The following is an 18,146-nucleotide window of genomic DNA, read 5'->3' on the forward strand; positions in this document are numbered from 1 at the left end:
TCAGGGCTTCTGCGCAGCGCAGCAGGCTTTGTGCCAGCGCCAGGCGCTGGCCCTGGGGCGTGGCCGCAGCGGCGTCGCAAGCCAGCTCGGCGAGCAGGTCCAGGCGCCGCAGCGCCACGCGGTTGAGCAATTGCGGCCAGAGCAGCGCCTTGACCAAGGCGGCAAGAAGCCGCCACGCAGGGTCGCGCCGGCGCAGGTGGGCCAGTTCGTGGCCCAGCACGGCGCGGGCCTCGTCATCGGGCAGCGCAAGGCACCACTCCGGCAGGCACAGCACGCGGCCCGGCGCCAGCAGCGGGCTGGCCCAGCCGGGACGAGCCTGCCGCAACGCTGGCAGTGACAGGCCCATGTCGGCCGCTCGCTGCGCGGCGAGCCGGCGCCAGCGCGCATCGTCCAGGCCAGGCAGCCGGCGCACGGCGCGGCGCAGCCAGATCCATTGCAGCGCCACCGCGGCCAGCAACAGCGCGGCGCCGGCCAGCCAGATCAACACGAAGCCGACTGCCGTATCGTGCGCCTTGGGTGCCAGGCGGGTGGCCAGCGGCAGCGCGCCGAGCTGGGCCATGGGCGGCGCAGCCGGCAACGACACGTTGGCGGGAGCAGGGGCGGGCCGAACGTCCGCCACGACTGGTGCGGGCTGGTAAACGCTGGTCGCAGCGGGAGCGACCTGGGCGGGCGGGTTGGGCACCGGAGGCAGCAGGAGCGGCAGGCTGGCACTGACGAGCCCACCGAGCAGGGCCAGGCGCCACAAGCCTTCCTGTGTCGTGGTGGTCAGCTTCGCCAGCAGGCCCGCGCGCTCGGCCACCCACAGGCCACCGATCAGCAGGCTGCTGTGCAGCAGGTAGCTGCACAGCCAGGTCAGCAGGGCATCGGTCATCGTGTCTCTCCCTTGCGTTGCTTCAGCAGCGCCTGCAGCTCGGCCAGTTCCTTGGCATCGACGCCGCGCGCCTCCAGCAGATGGCTGACCAGGGCGCTGGCCCGGCCGGCGAACAAGTTGTCCAGCAGGCTACCCAGCATGGAGCGCTGCACCTCGGCCTCGCTGACCTGCGGCGTGTAGAGCAGTGCCCGGCCCTCGCGCCGACTGGCAAGCAGGCCGCGCTTCTCCAGCCGCGTCAGCAGCGTAGCCACGGTGGTGTGCGCCAGGTCGCGCTCGCCGCGCAAGGCCTCGGCCACTTCGGCCGTGCTGGCCTCACCGCGTGCCCACAGCACGCGCATCAAGCTCAGTTGCAGATCGCTCAGCGAGACCTCGCCCGCGCCCGTTTCCTCGTCCATGGCGACTTTCTACAGTTGTCGTACTACAAATGTAGAAGATTGCTGATAGGCGTGGCAAGTGCTTTTCGGCATGGGGGCAAAAAGCCCGACGGGGGTGACCACCGCATCGGAGCAGCTCCAAGAGAATCAGCCGCCCGACGGGTTGCGCAAGCGCTGGCTGAACCACCACATGTGGCCGTCGGGATCGACGCATCCATAGGTGCGGTCAGTCCAATACTCCGCACCGTAATCGTTCTCCGTGAGCGCGTAGGTCACCTGGGCGCCGGCCGCGCGCGCCTGGCCGCAATGGGCATCGACGTCGTCGACGTAAAGGAACAGCGCTTGGGTGTTGGCGCCGCCCAGCAGCCTGGGCGAACGGCCCGTGACGCCGAAGCGGGCCTCACGCGCGGCCCCGCCCTCGGACACCATGACGATGGCCTCGCCATAGCGCAACTCACTGTGCATGACGCTGCCGTCGGGCGCGTCGACGACGATCTCGACCGTGAAGCCGAAGGCGCGCTGGTACCAGGCGATGGCCTCGCGCGCGTTCTCGCAATACACGGCCGAGGACAGGCGCGGCCAGCCGGGTGGGGTGGGTTTCATCGCAGTCTCCTGGGAGCCGGGGTGCGGTTCAATCCTCGCATCACGGCCACGCCACCGCCACACCATGAAGATCGCTGCCTGCGTCCTCGCCGCGCTCTGCATCGGGTCCGCCCATGCTCAGGAAGCGCCTGCAGCGTATGACGCCGCCAAGGCTCAGGCCTGGGGCGCCAACGAGCAGGGCATGCGCCCCTATGTGTTTGTGCTGCTGAAGACCGGGCCGAAACGCGTGCCCGCAGGCCCCGAGCGCGACGAGATGTTCAAGGGTCATTTCGCGAACATCCAGCGCCTCGCCAAGGAAGGCCTGCTGGTATACGCCGGCCCGCTGGACGGCGTGGACGGCTGGCGCGGCCTCTTCATCTTCGCCACCGCCGACCTGGAAGTCGCACGCAAGGCCGTCGAGACTGACCCCGTCATCATCAACGGCGAGATGGTGGCGGAGTTGCACAAGCATTACGGCTCGGCTGCACTGGTCGGCGTCAACGACCAGCACAACCGGCTGATCAAGCCCAAGCCCTGAGGGGCATTGCGCACGCCTCTTCAGTCAGGAGAACAGCGGGCGACGCGCACGGACGTCGCCTCCGCAGGCGCCGGTGCCCGGGCGTTGCAGCTGCCAACGGACTGCGGACCATGGCCCGAGCATGGCGCAGGGATGGACCGGTGTCTGTTCTGTAGGGGCGCTCACGCACTGTCCTTGCGCTCGGCGACCTGCCCAGGCGCGCGCGGGGGTGAGCTCAGGGCTCGCTGGCTGATTGTCGGCGCCCGGCAATGGCGGGGGCTCAGCCCTTTTTCAGCACCTTGGGTACCGGATTCGGCCTCAGCCTGTACGCATCCGGCATGCCCGAGCCCAGCAGCGGACGCAGATAAAGGCGAAATGCGTCTGTCACGTCAGTGCCGGCGCCGTTGATGAAGTGGTCTTCCATCGTTCGCGTCTTGCCGGCCACGGCCGCCAGCGGCAACAGTTCGTAGTCCACCGAGTAGTAGCCCACGCGCTTGATGGCGACCGAGCCGTCACGATCGCCGTGGAAGGCGTACTGCACGGCCTTCTCGCCGACCTCGCGGGCCTCGCGTGCATCGACGTCGCTGACACAGCCTAGGAAGCTGCGTTGCAGGTAGCCGAACGTGTCGCCTCGCACGCGCTTGATGCCCAGCTTGGCCTTGATCTCCTCGCACAGCAGGTCGGCCAACGCGCCGGTACCGCTGAGCTGCACGTTGCCGTGGGCGTCGCGCTCTAGGTCGCCGGCCAGCTTGGACAGCATGGGCGCGCCGGACGCATCGTGGATGCCTTCGCTGACGGCGATGACGCAGCGGCCATAGCGCTGGTGCGTGGCCTTCACGTCGAGCAGAAACTGCTCGGTGTCGAAGCTGCGCTCGGGGAGATAGATGAGGTGGGGGCCGTCATCGTCGAATTTCTTGCCCAGGGCCGACGCGGCGGTCAGGAAGCCGGCGTGGCGCCCCATGACGACACCGACGTAGACGCCAGGCAGCGCCGCGTTGTCGAGATTGGCGCCGGCAAAGGCCTGGGCCACGAAACGCGCGGCGGACGCATAGCCGGGCGTGTGGTCGTTGCCGACGAGGTCGTTGTCGATGGTCTTCGGGATGTGGATGCAGCGCAGCGGGTAGTTCGCCGCGGCGGCCTCCTCGGACACGATGCGCACGGTGTCCGATGAATCGTTGCCACCGATGTAGAAGAAGTGGCTGATGCCATGGGCCTGCAGCACCGTGAAGATCTCGTGGCAGTAAGCGGCATCAGGCTTGTCGCGCGTGGAGCCCAGCGCCGAGGCGGGGGTGCCGGCCACCAGTTCCAAGTTGTGGCTGGTCTCCTGCGTCAGGTCGACGAAGTCCTCGTTGACGATGCCGCGCACGCCGTGGCGGGCGCCGTAGACCAGGCCCACGCCGCGCTGGCGCCGCGCCTCCAGCACGACGCCGACCAGGCTCTGGTTGATGACGGCGGTGGGGCCGCCCCCCTGGGCGACGAGGATCTTCGCAAGACTCATGGGCGCTCCTGACTGTCGTCAATCGACGGCGCGGAGTTTAGGTGCGTCGCGCCATTCCGGGATGGGTGTCGGGACGCTTCAAAGCCGGTCCGCCTGGCGATGCGCTCGCGGCTCGACGCAGCGGCCACCCCCGCCTCCCAGCGGCCCCTCCAGGCGCGCCCACGTTCAGCGCGACGCGACTGCCCGAGGGGCCCTATTTCTGCATCCAGGTCTCGAGCTGGTCGGCCGGCATGGGTTTGGCGAACAGCCAGCCCTGGCCTTCGTGGCAGCCCAGGCCAATGAGGTATTGGCGCTGCTCCTCGGTCTCGATACCTTCTGCAATGACCGTGAGGCCCAGGCCGCGCCCGAGATTGACGACCATCTGTGCGATCGTCGAGCCAGCGCTGGACGACTGTGCTTCCTGCACGAAGGCGCGATCAATCTTGAGGCGATCCACCTGAAGCTGACGCAGTTGGCTCAGGCTCGAAAAGCCGGTGCCAAAGTCGTCGATGGCGACGCTGAATCCCAGGCGTTTGATGTCGGCCAGCACGCGCAGCACGAGCTCGGCGTCCTCCATGGCCATGGATTCGGTGATCTCGAGCTCGATGCTCTGGCCGTCGACGCCACCGTCGTGCAGCGATCGGGCCAGCATGTCGATGAAGCCGGGGTGGCGGAACTGCGCCATGGACACGTTCACGGCCATGCGGAAGTCGGCATGGCCCTGCGTCTGCAGCTTGCGCAGTTGGGCGCAGGCGGTTCGCATGACGAACTCCCCGATGGGGATGATGAGCCCGCTCTGCTCGGCCAGCGGGATGAACTGGTCAGGCGCGATGAAGCGGCCGTCCGCCGTGCGCCAGCGAAGCAAAGCCTCGGCGCCGATGACGCGGCCACTGTCGAGGTCGACCTGGGGCTGGTAGACGACGAAGAGCTGGCTCTCCTCGAAACCGGTGCGCAGGCCCTTGAGCAGCTTGAAGCGCTCACGCGCGTCGCTGCCCATGGCGGCAGAAAAGTACTGCGACGACCCGCGCTGCTGCTGCTTCGCGCGCTTTAGCGCGATCTGGGCATCGAGCAGCAGTTCGGAGCCGACCGCCGTGGATTCGCCCAGACGGACGAGCCCCGTGGTGGCAGAGAGCTGCAGCTTCTCGCCGGCGACGACGAAGGGTTCGGCGAAGACGCCGTCGACGGTCTCCGGGCAGACCTTGCCATGCTCGCCGAGCACACCGAAGGTGTCGGAGCCGACGCGGGCCATCGCGGTGTTCAGTCCCAGCATCTCGGCGAGGCGGTGGGTGACGGCCTGCAGCACCTGATCTCCGAAGTGGTGGCCGAAGGCGTCGTTGATGTCGGAGAAATCGTCGATGTCGATCAGCGCGAGCGTGACGCCGGTCGGGTCTTTCAGGTTCTTGTCGAGCAGCTCGACGAAGCGGTTGCGGTTGGGCAGGCGCAGCAACGGGTCGTTGTAGGCCTGATCCAGCAGTTGGCTGTACAGCACGACGTTCTCGAAGCCGACGGCGATGTTGGAGCAGAAGGCGCGCAGCAACTGCTGATCCAACTCGTCGAGTTCGCGGCCGACATCCACCAGCGCGGCCATCGCACGGCCCCGGCCCATGCCGAAGTAGAGGCAGGTGCCGTCGTCGTAGAGGTTCTTCTGTTCGCGCAGGCAGCGCTCCAGACGCTCACGCACCGCGGCGATCTTCACCTGGGCCAGCGGGCGGTCGATGAGACCGCTGTACTGGCCGGCAGCAGCGACGATGCGGACCTCTTCGCCCGTCTCGCCGTTGACCTGGGCACATACCAGCCCCTCGGGCAGGATGCCCAGCAGCGCGCACAACTGCGTGACGACGCCTTCGGCGAAGCGGCTCAGGCCGCGCATGCGAGAAAGCGACGTGCTGCTCTCGACGATCATCTCCAGACCGCGACGGTTGGCCTCCAACGCGCAGATCTGGCGATAGGAGCGCACGGCGGCCGTCAGCACCGTGTACAGGCGAGTGCGGGTCAGCTCCGACTTGGTTTTGTAGTCGTTGATGTCATACGCTTGCACGGTCTCGATCTCAGGCGCATAGCCGGGCTGGCCGGTGCGCAGCACGATGCGCACCGCGTTCAGGCCCAGCTCGTCGCGGATGTGCCGCACCAGTTGCAGGCCTGCGTCCTCGCTCTCCATGACGACGTCCAGCAGCACGACCGCAAGATCGTCCTCGCTGGCGAGCAGCTGTCGGGCCTGGGCGGCGGAACTGGCGTGCAGGAAGACGAGCGGCTGGCCTTCGACGGTCAGGCCCTGCATGGCCAGTTCCGTGGCCTTGTGGACGTCGCCGTCGTCGTCGACGATGAGGATGCGCCAGGGCCGATCGTTGTGTCGGTGGTCACCGTCGGCGTGCTCGGGCTCGTCGAGCAGTTCGAGCAGATCGTCGTCAGCGGCGGGTGCTTCTTGCATGGGGGAGAGGGCTCCGGGCACGGGGGCAACCGCTGCTGCGGCTACCTCGTCGGTCGAGAGCCGCAAGCGTAGTGCATCCGCACAGGGATCGTCACAAAAAGCGCGGGCAAATGTCCCGCAGACCGCATCAACGCTTACCGGGTTTGCCCGGACGCGCGCCGCTTGCACGCGCCGCGCCGGTAGCACGCGGTGGCAGCCCGGTGTGCTGCGTCAAGATCTGCCCCTTGCGCGCCGTCGGCTTGGCCCCTGTCGAGTTTTTGCGCCGCGCACTGTCGTAGCTGCCGTCGGTCATGGGCTGGTAACTCGGGATCAGGTGGTGCTTGCCGTTGCCGATCAGGTCGGCCCGGCCCATGGCCTTCAACGCCTCGCGCAGCAGCGGCCAGTTGTTGGCGTCGTGGTAGCGCAGGAAGGCCTTGTGCAGCCGCCGGCGGCGCTCGCCGCGCACGATGTCGACCCTCTCGCTCCGGGTCTCGTCGCGGCTGATGCCCTTGAGCGGGTTCATCCCCGAGTGGTACATGGCCGTCGCCGTCGCCATGGGGCTGGGGTAGAAGGTCTGCACCTGGTCAGCGCGGAAGCCGTTGCGCTTGAGCCAGACGGCGAGGTTCATCATGTCCTCGTCGCTGGTGCCCGGATGGGCGGCGATGAAGTACGGGATCAGGTACTGCTTCTTGCCCGCCGCCGCGCTGGCCGCCTCGAACATCTGCTTGAAGCGGTCGTAGGTCCCGATGCCCGGCTTCATCATCTTGGACAGCGGCCCGGTCTCGGTGTGCTCCGGCGCGATCTTCAGGTAGCCGCCCACGTGGTGAGTCACCAGTTCCTTCACGTATTCGGGCGACTGAACTGCCAGGTCGTAGCGCAGGCCGGAGCCGATCAGGATCTTCTTGACGCCCGGCAGCGCACGCGCACGGCGGTACATCTTGATCAGCGGATCGTGGCTGGTATTCAGGTTCTGGCAGATGCCCGGGTAGACACAGCTGGGCTTGCGGCAGGCGGCCTCGATCTCGGGACTCTTGCAGCCGATGCGGTACATGTTCGCCGTGGGGCCGCCCAGATCCGACACGATGCCGGTGAAGCCCCTGACCTTGTCGCGCATCTCCTCGATCTCGCGGATCACAGAGTCTTCCGAGCGGCTCTGGATAATGCGGCCCTCGTGCTCGGTGATGGAGCAGAAGGTGCAGCCGCCGAAGCAGCCGCGCATGATGTTCACGCTGAAGCGGATCATCTCCCAGGCCGGAATCTTGGTCCCGCCGTCGTGGCTGCCTGCCTCGTCCGCATAGCTCGGGTGCGGGCTGCGTGCGTAGGGCAGGTCAAAGACGTGGTCCATCTCCGGCGTCGTCAGCGGGATGGGCGGCGGGTTGATCCAGAGGTCACGCGCAACGCCGTTGAAGTCGTAACGCTGCACCAGCGCCCGTGCATTGCCGGGGTTGGTCTCCAGGTGCAGCACGCGGTTGGCGTGTGCGTACAGCACCGGGTCGCTCTTGACCTGCTCGTAGGCCGGCAGGCGCACCACCGTGTGGTCGCGCGGCGGCATGGTGATGCGGCCGGTCTTGTGCAGGGTGATGGGCTTGGCGCCATCGTCGTTGGACGCGCAGGCCTTGCTGTCGTCAATGATCTGGTAGGGGCTGATGAGCTCGTCGATGCGGCCCGGGCGGTCCACCTCGGTCGAGTCCAGCTCGAACCAGCCGTCGGCCGTCGGGTCGTCCGTCCGGCGCATGAAGGCGGTGCCGCGCACATCGGTGAGGGCCTCGATGGGCTCGCGGCGCGCCAGACGGTGGGCAATCTCGACGATCGCGCGCTCGGCGTTGCCATAGACCAGCAGGTCGGCCTTGGCATCCACGAGGATGGAGCGGCGCACCTTGTCCTGCCAGTAGTCGTAGTGTGCGATGCGGCGCAGCGACGCCTCGATGCCGCCGATGACGACCGGCACGTCCTTGAAGGCCTCCTGGCAGCGTTGCGTGTACACGAGCGTGGCGCGGTCTGGGCGCTTGCCGCCCTCGCCACCCGGCGTGTAGGCGTCGTCGCTGCGAATCTTCCGATCAGCCGTGTAGCGGTTGATCATGGAATCCATGTTGCCGGCCGCGACGCCGAAAAACAGGTTGGGCTTGCCCAGCGCTTTGAAGGCGTCGGCACTGTTCCAGTCCGGCTGCGCAATGATGCCGACGCGAAAGCCCTGGGCCTCCAGCGTGCGGCCGATGACCGCCATGCCGAAGCTGGGGTGGTCGACGTAGGCGTCGCCGGTGACGATGATGACGTCGCAGCTGTCCCAGCCGAGTTGCTCCATCTCCTGCCGACTCATGGGCAGGAAGGGCGCAGGGCCGAAACGCTTGGCCCAGAAGGGGCGGTAAGCGGTCAAGGCCTTTGGGGCGGCGATGGGCAGTGCGGACATAGGACGTCGATTGTCGTTGGACCGGCCCAGAAAGCACAAAGCCCGCGCTGAGCGCGGGCTTGAGGCACAAGGCCGGGGGTGTGAATTACAGCGCGCGGATGTTGGCGGCCTGCAGACCCTTGGGGCCTTGCTTCACTTCGAATTCGACTTGTGCGCCTTCGGCCAGCGTGCGGAAACCGCCGTTGTTACGAATTTCGCTGTGGTGGGCGAAGAGGTCTTTGCCGCCGTCGGCGGGGGTGATGAAGCCGAAGCCCTTGCCGTCGTCAAACCATTTGACGATGCCGGTCTGGAGGGTGCTCATGGAATTTCCTTGCTGTTGTCGTGCTGTGCGGCCTGCTCCAGAGCAAAGCGGCTGCGGAATTCACAACAACTTCAGGAAACAAGGCCACAAAAAAAGCGCCGGATGTCGGCGCCGGGGAGCATTCTAGTTCAGGCGGCCATCAAGGCCTTGATCGGAATCGCCACACCCCGAGCGTGCGACGTGGCGCCTTCGACACGGCTCTCCTCGAAGATCGAGCAGGCGCAGTCATGGCAGGCACCGCAGGCCGTGGCCACGCGCAGATCGTCCTGCAATGCCTCGAAGCTCGGGCAGCCGCTGGAGGCGGCAATCGCGATGTCGCGGTCGGAGACGCGGTGGCAGACGCAAACAATCATGACCGCAATTTTAATGCGAATCGATCTCATTTGCAAAAAAAGCGGTTTTGCAGAAGGGCTTTCACTGGGGATACTGCGGCCCAATTTCACGTTACGGAGCCTGCCATGAAAGGCGATCCCCAAGTCCTCGTCCACCTGAACCAGCAACTCAAGCTGGAACTGACCGCCATCAACCAGTACTTCCTCCACGCCCGCATGCTGAAGAACTGGGGCCTGATGAAGATGGCCAAGCACGAGTACGAGGAATCCATCGAGGAGATGAAGCACGCCGACAAACTCATCGAGCGCGTGCTGACGCTGGACGGCCTGCCCAACCTGCAGGACCTCGGCAAGCTCTACATCGGCGAGAACGCCGTCGAGACCATGAAGTGCGACCTCATCATCGAGAAGGCGTCACACGTGCACCTGAAGGAAGCCGTCGCCTACTGCGAGAGCGTGCGCGACTACGTGTCCCGCGAGCTGTTCGTGCAGATCCTCGACGACACCGAGGAACACATTGACCACCTGGAAACACAGATCGAGCTGGTCACCACCGTCGGCGAGCAGAACTACCTGCAGTCGCAAATGGCCGAGGCCTCCTGAGCCTCCTTTAGAGGAAGCGCTCCAGCAGGCGCTTGGAGTGCTTGTCCAGCGCCCAGCGATCGGGCACTTCCAGTTGCACGCCATGGCTGCTCGTGATGAGCAGCCGCCCCTCTTCGAGGCGGCGGATGTCTTCCTCGCTCTTCAGCACGAAGTCGACCTCGCCACGGTCCGTGTCGATGCGCCAGGTGCTGGGCGTCGCAAAGGTGTTGACGGAGATCAGCCGCTTCAGCGTCGGGTGGAACTCGCGCGCGGCCAGTTCGGTTTCCAGCAGCTTGCGCGGACCGTCCGGTAGCGCCGATAGGCGCGGCACCCAGGCAAGCTCGTGGCCGTGCGACCCCACCAGTGACAGGCCCTCGTCGGGCGCCGTGATCGGGTGGGCGCGCACGGGCGTCACGCCGGTGTGGTGATCCCCGTTCAGGTCGGTCAGCGCCAGCCGACCGTTGGCGTCGAGCTGCAGGTCGCGAAAAGGCAGCGTCGTACTCATGCGTTCTCCGTGTGGGCGCTCGGGTTGGGCGCGACGACCAGCAGGCCGGCATCCTCGCCTGCCTCCGCGTCGACGCGGCGGGCCTGGGCCTCCCACAGCCGCCAGTAGTGGCCCTGCTGGGCGATCAGCTCGTCGTGCGGGCCCAGCTCGACGATCTCGCCCCGGTCCATGACCACCAGTCGGTCGGCCTTGCGCAGCGTCGAAAGGCGGTGGGCGATGGCGATGGTGGTGCGGCCCTTCACGAGGTTGTCCAGCGCGCGCTGGATCTCCTTCTCGGTCTCGGTGTCCACGGCCGATGTGGCCTCGTCGAGGATGAGGATGGCCGGGTCGATCAGCAGCGCGCGCGCGATGGAGATGCGCTGGCGCTCGCCGCCGGACAAGCCTTGGCCGCGCTCACCCACCAGGCTGTCATAGCCGTGCGGCAGGCGCAGAATGAACTCATGGGCGTGGGCTGCGCGGGCCGCCGCGACGATCTCGTCGCGCGTGGCATCCGGCTTGCCGTAGGCGATGTTCTCGGCGATGGTGCCGAAGAACAGGAAGGGTTCCTGGAGCACCAGGCCGATGTGGCGACGGTAGTCGGCCACCTTGATGCGGCGCAGGTCCATGCCGTCCACCTTGATAGCACCCTCGGTCACGTCATAGAAGCGGCAGATCAGATTGACCAGCGTGCTCTTGCCCGAGCCGCTGTGACCCACCAGGCCAACCATCTCGCCGGGGTGAATGTCCAGGTTCAGGCTGCGGATGACCGAGCGCGAGCCGTAGCGGAAGTTCACGCCCTGCATGGAGATCGCGCCGGCCACGTTCTCGAAAGGCTGCGGGTTGACCGGGTCCGGTACGTTGGAGACGTGGTCCAGGATGTCGAAAATGCGCTTGGCGCCGGCCGCCGCCTTCTGCGTGACGGACACGATGCGGCTCATGGAATCCAGGCGCGCATAGAAGCGCCCGATGTAAGCCAGGAAGGCGGTCAGCACGCCCACCGTGATGCTCTGGTGGGCGATCAGCCAGATGCCGATGCCCCAGACCACCAGCAACCCCATCTCCGTCAGCAGCCCGACGGTGGGCGTGAACAGGCTCCAGGTGCGGTTGAGCCGGTCGTTGACATGCAGGTTCTTGGCATTGGCTTCCTTGAAACGCGAGGCCTCGCGCTTCTCCTGCGCGAACGCCTTGACGACGCGGATGCCAGGGATGGTGTCGGCCAGCACGTTGGTGATCTCGCCCCAGACACGGTCGATCTTCTCGAAGCCGGTGCGCAGCCGGTCGCGCACGAGGTGGATCAGCCAGGCGATGAAGGGCAGCGGCACCAGGGTCGCCAGCGCCAGGCCGGGGTGGATGCTGAACAGGATGATGGCCGTCATGCCCAGCATCAGCACGTCAGTGATGAAGTCCAGCGCGTGCAGAGATAGGAACACCGAAATGCGGTCCGTCTCCGAGCCGATACGCGCCATCAGGTCGCCGGTGCGCTTGTTGCCGAAATACTCCAGCGACAGCCCCAGCAGATGCTCGAAAGTGGCCGTTCGCAAGTCTGCCGCGATGCGCTCCGACACCAGCGCCAGCAGGTAGGTCTTGGCCCAGCCAAGCGCCCAGGAGAACAGCGCTGCGCCCAGCAGCCCGCTCAGAAGCAGCATGACGAGGTGGGGATCGATGGCTTGGCCGTTCTGGAACGGGATCAGCACCTTGTCCATCAGCGGCATGGTCAGGTAGGGGGCCACCAGCGTTGCACCGGTGGCGCCCAACATCAGCGCAAACCCGAGCAGCAATTGCCCGTGGTAGGGCTTGGCGAAGCGCCACAGCCGCAGCAGCACCCAGGTGCTGGGCGGCGCGCCAGCGTCGCCGAAGTCGAAATCGGCCTCCTCGCCCTCATCGTCAGCCACCGGCGCAACCCGGCCCTCCAGCCGCTGTACCTCGCGCTCGAAGGCGTCAACGAAACGCACAGCCGCCGGGTTGCAGGCCAGGGTGAAGCGCCAGCGCGCCAGGCGCTGGCGGCTGTCGAACAGCTCCATGAACGCCAGGCCACCATGGTCGCTGAGCTTGAGGTGCTGGCCGGTGGCCAGGGGAAACTCGGTCCAGGCGCCGTCCGTCGGCTCCCAGGCCATCAAGCGTGAATTCGTCAGCGCGATCAGCCCCTGCGCGAAACGTCCCCGGGCGTCCAGGTCAACCTCGAGCGTGCCCACGACGTTCTCGCCAGCAGGAAGTCGCCCGCCAAGGGCGGCCATTTGAGGATGAGGCGCAGTCGTGGGGGGAAGGTCATTCATGTTGTTCTTTGCTCTGACGGGCTGCTGCAATTCTCCGCCATGAGTTCGGCGCAAAATGCCTCGCGCCCCTCACACCCCCAAGCCATGAGCAAGAAGAACGACATCCGCCTGCTGCGCATCAACTATCTGCGTGGGCCCAATATGTGGACCTACCGGCCGGTTCTCGAGGTCTGGCTGGACCTGGGTGAGCTGGAGGACCTCCCCAGCCATCTGCTGCCCGGCTTCAATGACCGCCTGACGGCCGCCCTGCCCGCCCTCATCGAGCACCACTGTGGCGTCGGAGAACGCGGCGGCTTCATCGAACGCCTGCGCGACGGCACCTGGATGGGCCATGTGCTGGAGCACATCGTCATCGAGCTGCTCAACCTGGCCGGCATGCCCACCGGTTTCGGGCAGACCCGCTCGACCTCGCAACGCGGCGTCTATCGCATGGTGTTCCGGGCCCGTGACGAACAGGTCGCCCGTGCCGCGCTGGCCGAGGGTCATGCCCTCATCATGGCGACCATCAACGACGAGGCCTTTGACGTGCCCGCTGCCGTGGCCCGCGTGCGCGACAAGCTGGACGACTGCTACCTCGGCCCCTCCACCGCCGCCATCGTGGCCGCCGCGACGGACCGCCGCATCCCGCACATCCGCCTGAACGACGGCAACCTCGTGCAGCTGGGTCACGGCGCCCGCCAGCGCCGCATCTGGACGGCCGAGACCGACATGACCAGCGCGATCGCCGAGGGCATCGCCGGCGACAAGGACCTCACCAAGACCCTCCTCAAGGCCGTGGGCGTGCCCGTGCCGGCCGGCCAGGAGGTCAGATCCGCTGCCGAGGCCTGGGCCGCCGCGCAGGACATCGGCCTGCCGGTTGTCATCAAGCCCAGCGACGGCAACCATGGCCGGGGTGTCACGCTGGACATCCAGACCGAAGCCGACTGCGAGGCCGCCTTCAAGCTGGCCGACGCCGAGGGCTCCTCGGTGCTGGTGGAGAGCTACATCCGCGGCAACGAGCACCGCGTGCTGGTCGTCGGCGGCCAGGTCGTCGCCGCCGCCCGCGGCGAGGCCGCCTGGGTGCATGGCGATGGTACGCACACGGTCGCCCAGCTGATCGACATGCAGATCAACACCGACCCCCGCCGTGGCCTGACCGAGGATTTCCCGCTGAACCGCATCACGCTGGGTGAAGACCCGGTGGTGCTGCTGGACCTGCAGCGCCAGGGCTTCGAGCCCGCGGCCGTGCCCCCCGCCGGCAAGGCCGTGCTGATCCAGCGCAATGGGAACGTCGCCATCGACTGCACGCCCGAGGTGCACCCGGAAGTTGCGCACGCCGTGTCGCTGGCCGCGCGCACTGTGGGCCTGGACATTGCCGGCGTCGACCTCGTCACCGAGGACATCTCCAAGCCGCTGTCGGCCACCGGCGGCGCCATCGTCGAGGTGAACGCAGGGCCGGGCCTGCTGATGCACCTGAAGCCCGCCGGCGGTGCCCCCCAGCCGGTGGGACAGGCCATCATCGACCACCTCTTCGCCGAGGACGAGTCGGGCCGCATTCCCATCGTCGGCGTCGCGGGCTCGCGCGGCGGCCACCAGATCTCCCGCCTGGTCGCCTGGCTGCTGCACCTCAACGGCCGACACGTCGGCCTGGCTTGCCGCGACGGGCTCTTCCTCGGCACGCGCCGCGTCGAGAAGAAGGACTGCGCCCGTTGGGACGCGGCGCATCGCCTGCTGATGAACCGCGGCGTCAACGCCGTCGTCGTCGAGAACGATCCGGCCTCCATCCTGCGCGACGGCCTTGCCTATGACCGCGCCTTGGTCGGCGTCGTTACGGACATGGATGGCATCGCCAGCCTGGCGGAGTTCGATGTGCAGGACGCCGACCAGCTCTACAAGGTCCTGAGGACCCAGGTCGACGTGGTGCTCAGTGATGGCGCCAGCGTGCTGAACGCGGCCCATCCGCGCCTCGTCGACATGGCAGAGCTCAGCGATGGCGAGGTCGTTTTCTACGCCGAGGACAGCGGTCTGGAGGCCATACGCCACCACCGCGACCGCGGCGGGCGCGCCGTCTTCCTGCGCGGCGGTGCCGCGGTGCTGGCCCAAGGCCCGGCAGAGACACCCGGCGCCAACATCGACGCGCTGCTGCACCGCTTCGGCCCTGAGGCTACCGATGCATCGACTCTGCTCGCCGCGGTCGCGACTGCCTGGGCCCTGGGCATCTCGCCCGAGCTCATCGCTGCCGGCCTCGACACCTTCGTCCCCGACCTTCACCTGGCATAAACGACAAGACCATGGACGTTTCCCGCACCCGCGCGCTGCGCGGCCCCAACATGTGGAGCCGCCACACGACCATCGAGGCAGTCGTGCATTGCCAGGAGGCCGAGCGCTCGCTCGAACGCCTGCCCGGCTTTGAGCCTCGCCTGCGTCAGCTCTTTCCCACCATCGGTGAACTGCGTGCCGACACCTCGCTGGCGCAGGTGTTGGAGCAGGCCACCCTGGCCCTGCAGGCCCAGGCCGGCTGCCCGGTCACCTTCAGCCAGACCCACTTCACGCCCGAAGCCGGCACCTACCAGGTCGTCATCGAGTACAGCGAGGAGGACGTCGGTCGCCTCGCCTTCGAGCAGGCCCTGAAGCTGGTGCTGGCCGCGCTGAACGGCACCGACTTCGACGCCGATGCGGTCATCGCGCAGTTGCGTGAGCTGGATGAGGACATCCGCCTCGGGCCCTCCACCGGCTCCATCGTCAACGCCGCGCTCGCCCGCGGTATCCCGTTCCGCCGTCTGACGCAGGGCAGCCTGGTGCAGTTCGGCTGGGGCGCCAAGCAGCGCCGAATCTGGGCCGCCGAAGTTGACGCCACGAGCGCCGTCAGCGAGTCCATCGCCCAGGACAAGGACCTCTGCAAGCGCCTGCTTCAGGCCGCCGGCGTGCCGGTGCCCATCGGTCGCCCGGTCGATTCGGTGGACGACGCCTGGGCTGTGGCCGAGGAGATCGGTCTGCCCGTGGTCGTCAAACCGCAGGATGGCAACCAGGGCAAGGGCGTGACCGTCAATGTGACGACACGCGAGGGCATCGCGCTGGCTTACAAGGCCGCCGACGAGATCGGCCAGGTCATGGTCGAGAAGTTCCTGCCCGGCGGCGACTACCGGCTGCTGGTCATCGGCGACAAGCTGATCGCTGCCGCACGCCGCGACCCGCCGCATGTCATCGGCGACGGCCAGCACACCGTCAAGGAGCTGGTCGACAAGGTCAACGCCGACCCTCGCCGTGGCGACGGCCATGCCACATCCCTCACCAAGATCCGCTTTGACGACATCGCCGTCGCGCGCCTGACCCAGCAAGGTCTGGCCCCCGAGTCCGTGCCCGAGAAAGGTCAGCGCGTCATCCTGCGTAACAACGCCAACCTGTCCACTGGCGGCACGGCCACCGATGTGACGGACGATGTGCACCCCGAAGTCGCCGCACGGGCGATCGCGGCTGCCCAGGTCGTGGGCCTGCATGTCTGCGGTGTGGACGTGGTGGCAGAGAGCGTGCTGCGCCCGCTGGAGGAGATCAACGGCGGCATCGTCGAGGTCAACGCCGCGCCAGGCCTGCGCATGCACCTGAGCCCCAGCTTTGGCAAGGGTCGAAACGTCGGCGAGGCCATCGTGGGCCACCTGTTCGGCACCGGGCCGAAAGCGGAGGACGGCCGAATCCCGGTCGTGGCCGTCACCGGCACCAACGGCAAGACGACGGTCACGCGCCTCATCGCCCACATGTTTGCGAGCTGCGGGCTGAAGGTGGGCATGACCAACACCGACGGCGTCTACGTCGATGGCCGCCAGATCGACAGCGGTGACTGCTCCGGCCCCAAGAGCGCCCGCAACGTGCTGATGCACCCGGACGTGGAAGCCGCGGTGCTGGAGACCGCCCGAGGCGGCATCCTGCGCGAAGGCCTGGGCTTTGACCGCTGCCAGGTTGCCGTCGTCACCAACGTCGGCGCGGGTGACCACCTGGGCATGAACTTCCTGCACACCGCCGAGGACCTGGTGCTCGTCAAGCGCGTCATCGTGCAGAACGTGGCGCCCACTGGCTACGCGGTGCTGAACGCCACCGACCCGCTGACGGCCGAGATGGCCGCCGTCTGCCCCGGCCAGGTCATCTACTTTGCCGCGGACCGCCACCACCCACTGATGGCCACCCACCGCGCGCAGGGCAAGCGCTGCGTCTACGTGGACGGCGAGCAGCTCGTGGCTGCGCAGGGCGTGTGGCGTGAGAGCATCCCGCTGCGCGACATCCCACTGACGCGCGGTGGCCTGATCGGCTTCCAGGTCGAGAACGCGATGGCCGCCGTCGCCGCCGCCTGGGCCGTGGGCCTGGACTGGGACACCATCCGCCGCGGCGTGGGCAGCTTCGCCAACGATGCAGACAACGCGCCGGGCCGCTTCAACGTGATGGACTACCGCGGCGCCACGGTGATCGCCGACTACGGCCACAACGGCGACGCGATGAAGGCCCTGGTGGGCGCCGTTGCGGCACTGCCGGCCAACAAGCGCTCGGTGGTCATCAGCGGTGCCGGCGACCGCCGCGACGAGGACATCCGCGTGCAGACGGAGATCCTCGGCGCCGCCTTCGACGAGGTCATCCTCTACGAGGACGCCTGCCAGCGGGGCCGTCAGGCCGGCGAGGTCGTCGCGCTGCTGCGCGCCGGGCTGGAAGGCGCCTCGCGCACAACCCACATCGAGGAGATCGTCGGCGAGTTCATCGCCATCGACCGTGCGCTCGCGCGCCTGCAGCCGGGCGACCTCTGCCTGGTCCTGGTTGACCAGGTGGAAGAGGCCCTGGCCCACCTCGCCAAGCGCATCGCCGAAGCCTAGCGATAGCGGCCGAGCAGGCGGTTCAGTTCGCCGTCGCTGACGAGCCCCTGGATGGCCGCGTTCAGCGCGGCCATCCCAACCGGGCTGCTGGGCGAAAGCGCGCACTGGGCCATTACCTCCGACACGACCAGCGGCGCATGCAGGGCCAAGCGGAAGCGCCCGATGCGCTGCTGGTACTCCAGCACGCGCCGGCCCGTGAGCGCATGCTTGACTCGGCCCAGCTCCAGCTTCTGCAAATTGGCCACCGCATCGGGCGCGTCATCACGAATGAAGCCGGCACGCAAAGCGTCGACCACCTCGGGGTAGACATAGCCGCGCACCGTACCCACCGGCTGGCCGGCCAGGGCGGTCAGCCCTGACGGCGCCGGTGCCGTGGCGGCGCTGACGAGCAGGGCCTGGTCGGGAATGAAGGGGCGGCTCCAGGAGAAGGCGCCGGGCAGCCAGTCGCTCTGGTAGTCGCACAGCAGGTCGCCCTCACCGCGCTGCAGAGCCTCGGCCAGGCGCTTGCGCGGCACCGGCCGGGCCACCAGTTCGCGGCCCAAGCGCCGGGCCAGCGCCTGGCCCAGATCCAGGTGCAGTCCTTCGACGACACGGTCGCCCTCGAGGCGGGCCTGCGGCATCAGCGCGCTGTTCTCCACCAGCATCAGCAGCGGCCGGGCCGGCTCGGCATGAAGGGACGACAACACGCACAGCAACAGGGCGGACAA

15 protein-coding genes are annotated in these 18,146 nt (G+C 67.6%); 4 read left to right on the top strand and 11 right to left on the bottom strand.

What is annotated here, in order from left to right:
- The 3 genes from VGF12_RS16605 to VGF12_RS16615 all read right to left on the bottom strand — a co-directional run.
- Nucleotides 1-871 (bottom strand): M56 family metallopeptidase (locus VGF12_RS16605; RefSeq protein WP_331177156.1); only part of this gene is annotated, 871 nt, incomplete at its 3' end.
- On the bottom strand, nt 868-1,266 hold the full coding sequence (locus tag VGF12_RS16610; RefSeq protein WP_331177157.1) for a BlaI/MecI/CopY family transcriptional regulator: 399 nt from the start codon (nt 1,264-1,266) through the stop codon (nt 868-870). The genes VGF12_RS16605 and VGF12_RS16610, both read right to left, overlap by 4 nt.
- Before the next feature lie 126 nt (nt 1,267-1,392).
- Nucleotides 1,393-1,848, bottom strand: coding sequence for a VOC family protein (locus VGF12_RS16615; protein WP_331177158.1), 456 nt, complete (start codon nt 1,846-1,848; stop codon nt 1,393-1,395).
- 64 nt (nt 1,849-1,912) lie between these two features.
- Between VGF12_RS16615 and VGF12_RS16620 the strand changes: the two genes are divergently transcribed.
- A complete protein-coding gene (locus VGF12_RS16620; protein WP_331177159.1) occupies nt 1,913-2,365 on the top strand; it encodes a YciI family protein in 453 nt (150 codons plus the stop codon).
- A gap of 259 nt (nt 2,366-2,624) precedes the next feature.
- On the opposite strand, the gene VGF12_RS16625 is transcribed toward VGF12_RS16620, so the two are convergent.
- From VGF12_RS16625 to VGF12_RS16645, 5 genes are all read right to left on the bottom strand, one after another.
- The gene (locus VGF12_RS16625; protein WP_331177160.1) at nt 2,625-3,842 is read right to left on the bottom strand and encodes a 6-phosphofructokinase; all 1,218 of its coding nucleotides are present in this window, start codon (nt 3,840-3,842) and stop codon (nt 2,625-2,627) included.
- A gap of 193 nt (nt 3,843-4,035) precedes the next feature.
- The gene (locus VGF12_RS16630; RefSeq protein ID WP_331177161.1) at nt 4,036-6,249 is read right to left on the bottom strand and encodes a putative bifunctional diguanylate cyclase/phosphodiesterase; all 2,214 of its coding nucleotides are present in this window, start codon (nt 6,247-6,249) and stop codon (nt 4,036-4,038) included.
- 127 nt (nt 6,250-6,376) lie between these two features.
- A complete protein-coding gene (locus tag VGF12_RS16635) occupies nt 6,377-8,635 on the bottom strand; it encodes a YgiQ family radical SAM protein (RefSeq protein ID WP_331177162.1) in 2,259 nt (752 codons plus the stop codon).
- An 85-nt stretch (nt 8,636-8,720) separates the two neighbouring features.
- Complete coding sequence (locus VGF12_RS16640) at nt 8,721-8,936, bottom strand: cold-shock protein (protein WP_331177163.1); 216 nt, start codon at nt 8,934-8,936, stop codon at nt 8,721-8,723.
- 128 nt (nt 8,937-9,064) lie between these two features.
- Nucleotides 9,065-9,289 (bottom strand): (2Fe-2S)-binding protein, encoded by a 225-nt coding sequence (locus VGF12_RS16645; RefSeq protein WP_331177164.1) that lies wholly within the window; start codon nt 9,287-9,289, stop codon nt 9,065-9,067.
- A gap of 105 nt (nt 9,290-9,394) precedes the next feature.
- Here VGF12_RS16645 and bfr point away from each other — a divergent pair, with 105 nt between their 5' ends.
- The gene (gene bfr, locus VGF12_RS16650) at nt 9,395-9,871 is read left to right on the top strand and encodes a bacterioferritin (protein ID WP_331177165.1); all 477 of its coding nucleotides are present in this window, start codon (nt 9,395-9,397) and stop codon (nt 9,869-9,871) included.
- 7 nt (nt 9,872-9,878) lie between these two features.
- Here the strand turns inward: bfr and VGF12_RS16655 are convergent, their stop codons facing one another.
- Both VGF12_RS16655 and VGF12_RS16660 read right to left on the bottom strand, forming a co-directional pair.
- Nucleotides 9,879-10,355: a DUF1854 domain-containing protein gene (locus tag VGF12_RS16655; RefSeq protein WP_331177166.1), complete on the bottom strand. Its 477-nt coding sequence runs from the start codon at nt 10,353-10,355 to the stop codon at nt 9,879-9,881.
- Nucleotides 10,352-12,607: an ABC transporter ATP-binding protein gene (locus VGF12_RS16660; protein WP_414710119.1), complete on the bottom strand. Its 2,256-nt coding sequence runs from the start codon at nt 12,605-12,607 to the stop codon at nt 10,352-10,354. The genes VGF12_RS16655 and VGF12_RS16660 overlap by 4 nt, the downstream gene beginning before the upstream one ends.
- An 84-nt stretch (nt 12,608-12,691) precedes the next feature.
- On the opposite strand from VGF12_RS16660, the gene cphA (VGF12_RS16665) reads away from it, so the two are divergent.
- Together cphA (VGF12_RS16665) and cphA (VGF12_RS16670) are read left to right on the top strand one after the other, a co-directional pair.
- Entirely contained in the window at nt 12,692-14,866 is a 2,175-nt protein-coding gene (gene cphA, locus VGF12_RS16665) for a cyanophycin synthetase (protein WP_331177168.1), read from the top strand.
- An 11-nt stretch (nt 14,867-14,877) separates the two neighbouring features.
- On the top strand, nt 14,878-17,439 hold the full coding sequence (cphA, locus tag VGF12_RS16670) for a cyanophycin synthetase (protein ID WP_331177169.1): 2,562 nt from the start codon (nt 14,878-14,880) through the stop codon (nt 17,437-17,439).
- Here the strand turns inward: cphA (VGF12_RS16670) and VGF12_RS16675 are convergent.
- Nucleotides 17,436-18,146, bottom strand: a complete 711-nt coding sequence (locus tag VGF12_RS16675) for a substrate-binding periplasmic protein (RefSeq protein WP_331177170.1) — start codon at nt 18,144-18,146, stop codon at nt 17,436-17,438. The genes cphA (VGF12_RS16670) and VGF12_RS16675 overlap by 4 nt on opposite strands.

It is taken from the genome of Roseateles sp., from assembly GCF_036404855.1.
In the GTDB taxonomy this organism is placed as follows: Bacteria; Pseudomonadota; Gammaproteobacteria; order Burkholderiales; family Burkholderiaceae_C; genus Pelomonas.